The sequence below is a fragment of the Pseudomonas reactans genome, assembly GCF_013387025.1.
Lineage (GTDB): Bacteria > Pseudomonadota > Gammaproteobacteria > Pseudomonadales > Pseudomonadaceae > Aquipseudomonas > Aquipseudomonas reactans.
In genome coordinates this window covers 1-10,842 of sequence record NZ_JACAQP010000059.1, presented here as the reverse complement: position 1 = coordinate 10,842, position 10,842 = coordinate 1, and the positions used below count along the sequence as shown (strand labels likewise).

The following is a 10,842-nucleotide window of genomic DNA, read 5'->3' as shown; positions in this document are numbered from 1 at the left end:
GCTACTTCAGACCATCCCTAGCTCTCGGGTGATTTAAGCGGGAACTCACTACCACTCGTAGCTTCATACTTGCGGTTCGCGACAATCAAGTAGTAACGTAACTACATCCAGCCTGACGAAGGGGGAGCCCCTTATGACCATCACGACTATTTCCAGCCGCGAATTCAACCAAGACACAAGTGGTGCCAAAAAAGCAGCTCGCCAAGGGCCGGTTTTTATCACTGATCGCGGCAAGCCGGCCCATGTACTGCTAAGCATTGAGGACTACCAGAAACTGACAGGGCTCAATGCCGACATCGTTGATCTGCTAGTGATGCCAGAAGCGGCCGATATCGACTTCGAAACCGAACGCGGCGTGATCACTCATCGACCTGTGGACCTTTCTTGATGTACCTACTCGACACCAACGTTATTTCTGAACTCCGCAAACCCCATGCCGACGCAAAGGTGGTCGCATGGGCAAAAAGTGTCATCGCTCCACGCATGTTTATCTCTGCGATAACGCTTAAAGAATTGGAGACCGGGGTCTTGCGTATCGAGCGCCGAGACCCGGCACAAGGCAAGGTGCTAAGAACGTGGCTCAAGCGCCATGTAATGCCCGCTTTTGACTCCAGAATTCTGCCGGTGGATACCGCAGTCGCCCTGCGTTGTGCACATCTGCATGTGCCTGACCGGACCAATGAAAGTGATGCACTGATTGCCGCTACCGCTCTGGTTCACGGGCTGACCGTGGTAACGCGCAACATCAGCGATTTCAAATCCAGCGGCGTTCCACTGATCAATCCATGGGACGAATGACCTGCTTACTCACCAAAACCGTCCATACTTCCCAAGTCAATTGATCCAGATCACGTACACCATCAATTGATTTCCCCCAACGCGACCAAAGGTCGCACCCTTTGCACAGCATCGGGGGCGTATCATTAGGCCACTGCAACACCCCTAATTTGACCCCGGTTGGCACGTACTGGCCGAGGCAAATCTCCACCGCCGTGGGATGCAATGATGAGCGACCAAATACCGGTACACGACGTTACCCCGCCTGCCAAAACTGTCGATCTCTACGCCTCGCGAGAGAAGATCTACACCCGCGCCTTCACCGGCCTGTTCCGCAATCTGCGTATGCTCGGCGGTGCCGGTCTGTTCCTGCTCTACTTCGGCACCGTGTGGCTGAACTGGGGTGGTCACCAGGCCGTGTGGTGGAACCTGCCGGAGCGTAAATTCTTTATTTTCGGTGCGACCTTCTGGCCCCAGGACTTCATCCTGCTCTCGGGCATTCTTATCGTCGCGGCATTTGGCCTGTTTTTTATCACCGTGTATGCCGGTCGCGTGTGGTGTGGTTATACCTGCCCGCAAAGCGTGTGGACGTGGATCTTCATGTGGTGCGAGAAGGTCACTGAAGGCGACCGCAACCAACGCATCAAACTCGACAAAGCGCCGATGGGCGCCAACAAGTTCCTGCGCAAATTCAGCAAGCACACCCTGTGGCTGCTGATCGGTTTTGTCACCGGCATGACCTTTGTCGGCTACTTCTCGCCGATCCGCGAACTGGTGTTTGACTTCTTCACCGGCCAGGCCGATGGCTGGTCGTATTTCTGGGTGGGTTTCTTCACCCTCGCCACCTACGGCAACGCCGGCTGGCTGCGCGAACAGGTGTGCATCTACATGTGCCCGTACGCGCGTTTCCAGAGCGTGATGTTCGACAAGGACACCCTGATCGTTTCCTACGATCCACGCCGTGGCGAGCTGCGTGGTCCGCGCAAAAAAGGTGTCGACTACAAGACCCAAGGCCTGGGTGATTGCATCGACTGCACGATGTGCGTGCAGGTGTGCCCGACCGGTATCGACATCCGCGACGGCCTGCAGATCGAGTGCATCGGCTGCGCCGCGTGTATCGACGCCTGTGACAACATCATGGATAAGATGGAGTACCCGCGCGGCCTGATCAGCTACACCACCGAGCACAACCTGTCGGGCCAGAAAACCCACAAGCTGCGCCCGCGTCTGATTGGCTACGCGCTGGTGCTGCTGGCGATGATCAGCCTGTTGGTGGCCGCGTTCTTCATGCGCTCCTTGGTGGGTTTCGACGTGAGCAAGGACCGTGTGCTGTATCGCGAAAACGCCGAAGGCCGCATCGAAAACGTCTACAGCCTGAAGATCATGAACAAGGACCAGCGCGACCACACCTACGTGCTCGACGCCTCCGGATTGCCAGACCTCAAGCTGCAAGGCCGCCGCGAAATCAGGGTGGCCGCCGGCGATATCGTCAGCATGCCGGTCGAGCTGTCGAGTGCGCCGGAACAGTTGCCGTCGAGCACCAACGAGGTGAAATTCATTCTCACCGATGCCGATGACGCCAGCGTCCATATTGAAGCCAAGAGCCGATTCATCGGCCCACAAGTTCGTTAAAAGAGAGCAGAACCATGTCCGTAGCCACTGCCGCAAGCCCCTGGTACAAGCACCTCTGGCCCTGGATCATCATTGGGATCCTGGCCTGCTCGGTGACCTTGACCCTGTCCATGGTGACCATCGCGGTGAACAACCCGGACAACCTGGTCAATGACAACTACTACGAGGCCGGCAAAGGCATCAACCGCTCCCTGGACCGCGAGCTGCTGGCCCAGACCCTGCAACTGCGCGCCAAGGTGCACCTGGATGAGCTGACCGGTGAAGTCGAAGTGAACCTCACCGGCAACAGCAACCCGACCACCCTGGAATTGAACCTGATTTCCCCGACCCAGCCGGAAAAGGATCGCAAGATCAACCTGGTCCGCAGCGACAGCGAACCCGGCCGCTACATCGGCCAGGTCACCGACAAGGTCGAAGGCCGTCGCTTCGTCGAATTGCTCGGCGTGGAAGGCGACCGCACCTGGCGCATGTTCGAAGAAGAACAGGTCAGCCACGACAAAGACTTGCTGCTGGGCGATGAACCGTTGCAGGGTGCTGAAGACCTGAAAAAATAGCAGCGCCATGACCAGCCCAATTCCCTGCTACCACTGCGCCCTGCCCGTCCCGCCGGGCAGCCGCTTCACCGCAGTGATCCTCGGCGAACGCCGCGAGCTCTGTTGCCCAGGCTGCCAGGCGGTGGCCGAAGCCATTGTCGCCGGCGGCCTGGAAAGCTATTACCAGCACCGTAGCGAAGCCTCGGCCAATCCCGAGGCATTGCCGGTGCAACTGGTGGACGAGTTGGCGCTGTATGACCGCGCCGACGTGCAAAAACCCTTTGTGCGCCACGAGGGCGAACTGGCCGAAGCCACCCTGTTGATGGAAGGCATCAGCTGCGCCGCCTGCGGCTGGTTGATCGAAAAACACCTGCGCAGCCTGCCCGCCGTGGCCGAGGTGCGGCTGAACCTGTCCAACCATCGCCTGCAGGTGCGTTGGGCCGACGGACAACTGCCGCTGAGCCAACTGCTCAGCGAATTGCGCCATATCGGTTACGCCGCACACCCCTATCAGCCGGACCGCGCCGCCGAGCAACTGGCCAGCGAAAACCGCCTGGCCCTGCGCCAATTGGGCGTGGCCGGGCTGTTATGGTTCCAGGCGATGATGGCAACCATGGCCACCTGGCCGGAATTCAATATCGACCTGAGCCCGGAGCTGCACGTGATCCTGCGCTGGGTGGCGATGTTTCTTACAACGCCCATCGTGTTCTACAGTTGCGCACCGTTTTTCAAGGGTGCCATGCGCGACGTGCGCACGCGTCACCTGACCATGGACGTTTCGGTGTCATTGGCCATCGGCGGCGCTTATCTGGCGGGGATCTGGACCGCGATCACCGGCGTGGGCGAGTTGTACTTCGACGCGGTGGGCATGTTCGCGCTATTCCTGCTGGCCGGTCGCTACCTTGAGCGCCGCGCCCGCGAACGCACGGCGGCCGCCACGGCGCAATTGGTCAATTTGCTGCCCGCCTCCTGCCTGCGCCTTAAAGCCGATGGCCAGAGTGAACGCATCCTGCTTCCTGAACTGGCACTGGGCGACCGCGTATTGGTCCACCCTGGCGCCGTGCTGCCGGCGGATGGCGTGATCCTCGACGGGCAATCGAGCATCGATGAGTCCCTGCTGACCGGTGAATACCTGCCGCAACCGCGCCAGACCGGCGATGCGGTCACCGCAGGCACCCTCAATGTCGAGGGCGCGCTGACCGTCGAAGTGCGCGCCTTGGGCCACGACACACGCTTGTCCGCCATCGTGCGCCTGCTGGAGCGGGCCCAGGCCGAGAAACCACGTCTGGCGCAGATCGCCGACCGCGCCGCGCAGTGGTTCCTGTTGTGCTCGCTGATCGCCGCCGCGTTGATCGGCCTGCTGTGGTGGGAGCTGGATGCGTCGCAGGCGTTCTGGATTGTGCTGGCGATGCTGGTCGCGACCTGCCCCTGCGCGCTGTCCCTCGCCACACCCACCGCCCTCACCGCCGCCACCGGCACCTTGCACAAACTCGGCCTGCTGCTGACGCGCGGTCATGTGCTGGAAGGCTTGAACCAGATCGACACAGTAATTTTCGACAAGACCGGTACCCTCACCGAAGGACGCCTGGCATTAAGAGCCATCCGCCCCCTGGGCAGCATGAGTACCGACCTGTGCCTGAGCCTCGCGGCCGCCCTGGAAAACCGCTCCGAACACCCGATTGCCCGCGCCTTTGGCCGAGCGCCACTGGCCGCCGATGAAGTCATCAGTACGCCTGGGCTGGGCCTTGAAGGGCGTGTCGGCGAGCGCGTATTGCGCATTGGCCAGGCGGGGTTTGTCTGCGAACTCAGTGGTTGCCCGATTCCTGCTGCGCCGGAGGTTTCTGGCCAATGGCTGCTGCTGGGTGACCGCGAAGGCGCGCTGGCCTGGTTCGTCCTCGATGACCGTCTGCGCAGCGACGCGCCGGCCTTGCTCGCCGCGTGCAAAGCACGTGGCTGGCGCACGCTGTTGCTGTCCGGCGACAGTTCGCCGATGGTCGCCAGCGTCGCCGCCGAACTGGGTATCGACGAAGCCCATGGCGGCCTGCGCCCCGATGACAAGCTGCACGTGCTGCAACAACTGCACAAGGAAGGCCGCAAGGTGCTGATGCTCGGCGACGGGGTCAACGATGTGCCGGTCCTCGCCGCCGCCGATATCAGTGTGGCCATGGGCACCGCTACCGACCTGGCCAAGACCAGCGCCGACGCGGTGTTGCTGTCCAACCGCCTGGACGCCTTGGTACAAGCCTTTACCCTGGCGCGGCGCACCCGCCGGGTGATCATTGAAAACCTGCTGTGGGCCGGGCTGTACAATGGCCTTATGCTGCCGTTTGCCGCCCTGGGTTGGATCACCCCGATCTGGGCCGCAATAGGCATGTCCCTCAGTTCGTTGACCGTGGTGCTCAATGCCCTGCGCCTGACTCGCCTGCCGAGCACGCCAGCAGCCCAAGCCCCCTCAGTAACCCGCCCGCTGCCGGTGTGAGCCGCACGGCCATGGAGTGCAGATGCCAGCTTTATACGTGATGATTCCGGCGGCGCTGCTGTTAGTGGGCGTGGCTATCTACATCTTCTTCTGGGCGGTGGACAGCGGCCAGTACGACGACCTCGACGGCCCGGCCCATAGCGTGTTGTTCGACGACCAGGACCCGAACCACCTGGCCGGTATCGAAGAGGCCAACCACGCCGAGCAACCGCCGAAAGACCCGCCCCATGCTTGAACTGGCGCCACTGCTGGTCTCCGCGCTGATCCTCGGCCTGCTTGGTGGCGGCCATTGCCTGGGCATGTGCGGCGGGCTGATGGGCGCGCTGACCCTGGCGATCCCCAAGGAACAGCGCGGCCGCAGGTTTCAACTGCTGTTGGCCTACAACCTGGGACGCATCTTCAGCTATGCCGCTGCGGGCGTGTTGATTGGCCTGGCCGGTTGGGCAGTGGCCAACAGCCCGGCGGCGATGTTCATGCGCGTACTGGCCGGGTTGTTGTTGATCAGCATGGGCTTGTACCTGGCCGGCTGGTGGAGCGGCCTCACCCGTATCGAAAGCCTCGGGCGCGGCCTGTGGCGCTATATACAGCCAGTCGCCAACCGTTTGCTGCCCGTGTCCAGCGTACCGCGCGCCTTGCTGCTGGGCGCGCTGTGGGGCTGGCTGCCGTGCGGATTGGTCTACAGCACTTTGCTTTGGGCGGCGAGCCAGGGCAATGCGCTGGACAGCGGGTTGCTGATGCTGGCGTTCGGCCTGGGGACCTGGCCTGTTTTGCTGGCGACAGGATTGGCCGCCGAGCGGGTGACGGCGTTATTGCGTAAACGCAGTGTTCGCATGGCCGGTGGCGTGCTTGTGATTTTATTCGGAATATGGACATTGCCAGGTCCACACCAGCACTGGCTAATGGGCCATTAAAAGGCCATGTGGCATAGCGCCGCTCCCCGTTGATACAAATCAAGATGCCATCCCCGCCACGCCCCTAGACTCGGCCCACTAGCCTATCCGGGGGAACGCCCGCATGCTCGACGCCATTCGTTGGGACACCAATCTGATTCACCGCTACGACCTGGCGGGACCGCGCTACACGTCCTACCCCACCGCCGTACAATTCGACAGCCAGGTCGGCACCTTCGACCTGCTCCACGCCCTGCGCGACAGCCGCAAAGCCGTGCGGCCGTTGTCGCTGTACCTGCATGTGCCGTTCTGCGCGAACATCTGCTACTACTGCGCCTGCAACAAGGTCATCACCAAGGACCGTGGCCGCGCCCAGGCCTACCTGCAACGCCTGGAGCAAGAGATCCAACTGGTGGCCTGCCACCTCGATCCGAAACAGCGGGTTGAGCAACTGCATTTTGGCGGCGGCACCCCGACCTTTCTCAGCCACGATGAACTGCGCCAGGTCATGGGCTGCCTGCGCCAGCACTTCAATTTGCTGGATGACGATTCCGGCGACTACGGCATCGAGATCGACCCCCGCGAAGCGGACTGGGCGACCATGGGCCTGCTGCGTGAACTCGGCTTCAACCGCGTGAGCATCGGCCTGCAAGACCTCGACCCCGAGGTGCAACGGGCGGTGAATCGCCTGCAGAGCCTGGAGGAAACCCGCGCGGTGATCGACGCGGCGCGCACCCTGCAATTTCGCTCGATCAATATCGACCTGATCTACGGATTGCCCAAGCAAACGCCGATCAATTTTGCGCGCACCGTGGAAGAAGTCATCAGGCTGCAGCCCGACCGTCTGTCGGTGTTCAACTACGCGCATCTGCCGGAGCGCTTCATGCCCCAGCGGCGCATCAACACGGATGAACTACCCTCCCCCGCGTCAAAGCTCTTGATGCTGCAAACCACCATCGAGCAACTGACCCAGGCCGGCTACCGTTACATCGGCATGGACCACTTCGCCCTGCCCGACGACGAGTTGGCCATCGCCCAGGAAGAAGGCACTCTGCAACGCAATTTCCAGGGCTACACCACCCACGGCCATTGCGACTTGATCGGGCTCGGGGTGTCGGCGATCAGTCAGATCGGCGACCTGTACTGCCAGAACAACAGCGACCTCAACGGCTACCAGAACACCCTCGCCGGCGCGCAACTGGCAACCAGTCGCGGCCTGGTGTGCACCACGGATGATCGGTTGCGGCGGGAAGTGATCCAGCAGTTGATCTGCAATTTCAGCCTGGCCTTCGAGTCGATCGAGCAGGCCTTCAACATTGATTTTCGCGGGTACTTCGACGACATCTGGCCACAACTCGAGGCCATGGCCGAGGATGGCCTGATCGAACTCGACGCCCAGGGCATCCGTGTATTGCCAGCCGGGCGATTGCTGGTGCGTTCGGTGTGCATGGTGTTCGATACCTACCTGGAGCACCAGAACAGGCAACGATTTTCGCGGGTGATCTGAGCCCGTACTATTTCGCCGCCAGACTCATGGCTTCCATCTGCGCCTCAGGGGACTCGCCTTTCATTGCCTTGCCCAGTTGGGCTTGGGCCGTTGCGAGGCCGCCCTGCAAAGCCGAAAGCGATGCTTGCAAGTTACCCACCTTGGCCTGACGCTGTTCGGGCGTCATTGAAGTGTCGGCCATGGCGGCGGAAATCTCGGCCATCTTGTCGGCGATTTGCTTTTTCAGCTCGCGGATCATTTTTAGTAGCTGTTTGATGTTGTCTTTCAGATTACTGTCGTCGATATCCTGATTGGGATTACTGTTGGCCTTGGAGGCCTGGAACGCGGCACCGGAAATGGTCACCGTCACCCCCTCGACCGCCTTGGTATCAGCGGCATTTGCAGGGGTTGGGGCTTTTTCCTTGGCCTCTGCAGCGGGCTTCGTATCAGGCACGGTCGGCAAACGAACAGCAGGGTTGTAGGCAGCGATAACAGACATGATCGGGGGCTCCGACGTGTAGAGATGACCTTGTATCGACTCCGACACAAAAACCTTTATACCGCTGCCGGTTTTTTGTACAGGCTGGCCTCACCGCCCCCCAGTGCGTTACCCTTACGTCTTATGTGTGTTTTCCCACAAGGATTTAAGAAATGTCCGAGCCAGTTAAACTGCGCGCTCACAGCCAGGCTCATTGCAAGGATTGCAGCCTGGCCCCCCTCTGCTTGCCACTTTCGTTGAATTTGGAAGACATGGATGCGCTGGACGACATCGTTAAACGTGGCCGCCCGCTGAAAAAAGGCGAGTTTCTGTTCCGCCAGGGCGACAAGTTCGATTCCGTTTATGCAGTACGTTCGGGTGCGTTGAAGACGTTCAGCCTGAGCGACAGCGGCGAAGAGCAGATCACCGGTTTCCACTTGCCCAGCGAACTGGTGGGGTTGTCGGGCATGGACACCGAGATTCACCCGGTGTCGGCCCAGGCGCTGGAAACGACATCCGTTTGCGAAATCCCCTTCGAACGCCTGGACGAACTGGCCCTGCAACTGCCACAACTGCGCCGTCAGTTGATGCGCGTGATGAGCCGTGAGATCCGTGACGACCAGCAAATGATGCTGCTGTTGTCGAAGAAAACCGCCGACGAGCGCATCGCGACCTTTCTGGTCAACCTGTCGGCGCGGTTCCGTGCCCGTGGTTTCTCGGCCAACCAGTTCCGCCTGAGCATGTCGCGAAATGAAATCGGCAACTACTTGGGACTTGCGGTGGAAACCGTGTCCCGCGTGTTTACCCGCTTCCAGCAAAACGAGCTGATCGCCGCCGAAGGTAAAGAAGTGCATATCCTCGACCCGATCCAGCTGTGCGCGCTGGCCGGTGGCTCGCTGGAGGGTTGATGCAGACACTTGCGGCCGCGCCAACCGGCGAGGCCGCAGGTATACTTCGAGTCCGTTTCCAGCCCCAGGACTCTTCGACGATGACCTTCGATTCGTTCGACATCAAATCCCTGATCCGCCCCGTCATCGACTTCCCCAAGCCTGGGGTGATCTTCCGTGACATCACGCCATTGTTCCAATCGCCCCGCGCCCTGCGCCTGGTGGCGGACAGCTTTGCCCATCGGTATGTCGAGGCCGAGTTCACGCATATCGGCGCGATGGATGCGCGGGGCTTCCTGATCGGTTCGATCATCGCCTACCAACTGAACAAGCCGCTGATCCTGTTTCGCAAGCAAGGCAAGCTGCCGGCTGACGTGCTGGCCGAGGGTTACCAGACCGAGTACGGCGAGGCGTTCCTGGAAGTGCATGCCGACAGCCTGTGCGAGGGCGATTCGGTATTGATGTTCGATGATTTGATCGCCACCGGCGGCACCCTGATCGCAGCAGCGAACCTGGTGCGACGCATGGGGGCGACGATCTTCGAAGCGGCGGCGATTATTGATCTGCCCGAGTTGGGCGGTTCGCAGCGCTTGGAAGATATGGGCATCCCCACCTTTTGCCTGACGCAGTTTGCGCTGAGCGAGCAGTGATCAAAGCCCCATCTGCTTGCTGATGATTTCATTCATCACTTCACGGGTGCCACCACCGATGGACAGGATGCGGTTGTCACGATACAGCCGCTCCACCAGGCTGCCGCGCATGTAACCCTGGCCTCCGAGGATCTGCACGGCGTCATAGGTGACGCGGTCGGCAGTGTCGGTGGCGAGGTTCTTGGCCATGGAAATCTCTTTGATCACGCTGATGCCCGCGGCCATCTTGGCCGCCTGGCGGTAGGTGAATTCCCGTGAGACTTCCACCGCAGTGGCCATCTCCGCCAGACGATGCTTGATCACCTGGAATTTGCCGATAGGTTTACCGAAGGCTTCGCGTTGCGCGGCCCATTCGAGGCTTTCCTCCAGCGCCATCTGCGCCGTCATGTTGGCCATTAATGCCAGGGCTAGCCGCTCGCTTTGGAAGTTGCCCATGATGCAGGCAAAGCCCATGTTTTCAGCGCCGATCAGGTTGCCGACGGGCACGCGGCAATCGTCGAAGAACAATTCAGCGGTGTCCGACGCCCACCAGCCCATTTTCTTCAGGGGCTGGCCAACGGTAAAACCGGGGGTGTCTTTTTCGATCAGCAGCAAGCTGATGCCGGCAAAGCCTGGCCCTCCGGTGCGCACGGCCACGGTATAGAAATCTGCGCGGCTGCCGCTGGTGATGAAGGTCTTGCTGCCGCTGACGCGGTAATGTTCGCCGTCGCGAACGGCTCGGGTTTGCAGGCTGGCCACATCGGACCCTCCGCCCGACTCGGTGACGGCCAGGGCGATGATCTTCTCGCCCGACAGTACTTGCGGGGCCACGCGCTCACGGACCTGCGGCCGCGCCCATTTGACGATAGGCGGCAAGCCAATATCCAATGAACCCAGTCCCGCCACGACGCCGCCAGAGCCGCAACGCATCAATTCTTCGCTGGCCGCCACCTTGGCGAACAGATCACCTTCATGACTGCCACCGAGCGCTTCGGGGTAGCCGATGCCAAGAATCCCCGCCGCGCCGGCCTTTAGGGAAACTCTGAAAAAG

At 61.0% G+C, this 10,842-nt stretch carries 12 protein-coding genes; 10 read left to right on the top strand and 2 right to left on the bottom strand.

Annotation, left to right across the window (positions count from 1 at the left end):
• The first annotated feature begins 133 nt into the window (after nt 1–133).
• From HX793_RS30620 to hemN, 8 genes are all read left to right on the top strand, one after another.
• A complete protein-coding gene (locus tag HX793_RS30620; RefSeq protein WP_038847979.1) occupies nt 134–388 on the top strand; it encodes a type II toxin-antitoxin system Phd/YefM family antitoxin in 255 nt (84 codons plus the stop codon).
• Nucleotides 388–798 carry a type II toxin-antitoxin system VapC family toxin gene (locus HX793_RS30615; protein ID WP_095017206.1) on the top strand — a complete coding sequence of 137 codons (411 nt, stop codon included), beginning with the start codon at nt 388–390 and terminating at the stop codon, nt 796–798. Before HX793_RS30620 ends, HX793_RS30615 begins: the two co-directional genes overlap by 1 nt.
• A 207-nt stretch (nt 799–1,005) precedes the next feature.
• Nucleotides 1,006–2,409: a cytochrome c oxidase accessory protein CcoG gene (gene ccoG / locus HX793_RS30610; RefSeq protein WP_016979307.1), complete on the top strand. Its 1,404-nt coding sequence runs from the start codon at nt 1,006–1,008 to the stop codon at nt 2,407–2,409.
• A gap of 14 nt (nt 2,410–2,423) precedes the next feature.
• A complete protein-coding gene (locus HX793_RS30605; RefSeq protein WP_177052435.1) occupies nt 2,424–2,963 on the top strand; it encodes a FixH family protein in 540 nt (179 codons plus the stop codon).
• A gap of 7 nt (nt 2,964–2,970) precedes the next feature.
• Complete coding sequence (locus HX793_RS30600) at nt 2,971–5,421, top strand: heavy metal translocating P-type ATPase (RefSeq protein ID WP_177095722.1); 2,451 nt, start codon at nt 2,971–2,973, stop codon at nt 5,419–5,421.
• A 22-nt stretch (nt 5,422–5,443) separates the two neighbouring features.
• Nucleotides 5,444–5,656: a cbb3-type cytochrome oxidase assembly protein CcoS gene (ccoS, locus tag HX793_RS30595; RefSeq protein WP_095017210.1), complete on the top strand. Its 213-nt coding sequence runs from the start codon at nt 5,444–5,446 to the stop codon at nt 5,654–5,656.
• Nucleotides 5,649–6,332, top strand: coding sequence for a sulfite exporter TauE/SafE family protein (locus tag HX793_RS30590; RefSeq protein ID WP_177052433.1), 684 nt, complete (start codon nt 5,649–5,651; stop codon nt 6,330–6,332). Before ccoS ends, HX793_RS30590 begins: the two co-directional genes overlap by 8 nt.
• A 103-nt stretch (nt 6,333–6,435) precedes the next feature.
• A complete protein-coding gene (hemN, locus tag HX793_RS30585) occupies nt 6,436–7,818 on the top strand; it encodes an oxygen-independent coproporphyrinogen III oxidase (protein ID WP_177052432.1) in 1,383 nt (460 codons plus the stop codon).
• Nucleotides 7,819–7,825: 7 nt separating this feature from the next.
• Here hemN and HX793_RS30580 read toward each other — a convergent pair whose 3' ends face one another.
• Nucleotides 7,826–8,296 (bottom strand): hypothetical protein, encoded by a 471-nt coding sequence (locus HX793_RS30580; protein WP_177095724.1) that lies wholly within the window; start codon nt 8,294–8,296, stop codon nt 7,826–7,828.
• A gap of 152 nt (nt 8,297–8,448) precedes the next feature.
• On the opposite strand from HX793_RS30580, the gene fnr reads away from it, so the two are divergent.
• Together fnr and HX793_RS30570 are read left to right on the top strand one after the other, a co-directional pair.
• Nucleotides 8,449–9,183 carry a fumarate/nitrate reduction transcriptional regulator Fnr gene (gene fnr / locus HX793_RS30575; protein WP_016979302.1) on the top strand — a complete coding sequence of 245 codons (735 nt, stop codon included), beginning with the start codon at nt 8,449–8,451 and terminating at the stop codon, nt 9,181–9,183.
• A gap of 80 nt (nt 9,184–9,263) precedes the next feature.
• Entirely contained in the window at nt 9,264–9,812 is a 549-nt protein-coding gene (locus HX793_RS30570; protein ID WP_095017213.1) for an adenine phosphoribosyltransferase, read from the top strand.
• On the opposite strand, the gene HX793_RS30565 is transcribed toward HX793_RS30570, so the two are convergent.
• A partial coding sequence (locus HX793_RS30565; protein ID WP_178905591.1) for an acyl-CoA dehydrogenase family protein occupies nt 9,813–10,842 on the bottom strand: 1,030 nt, incomplete at its 5' end.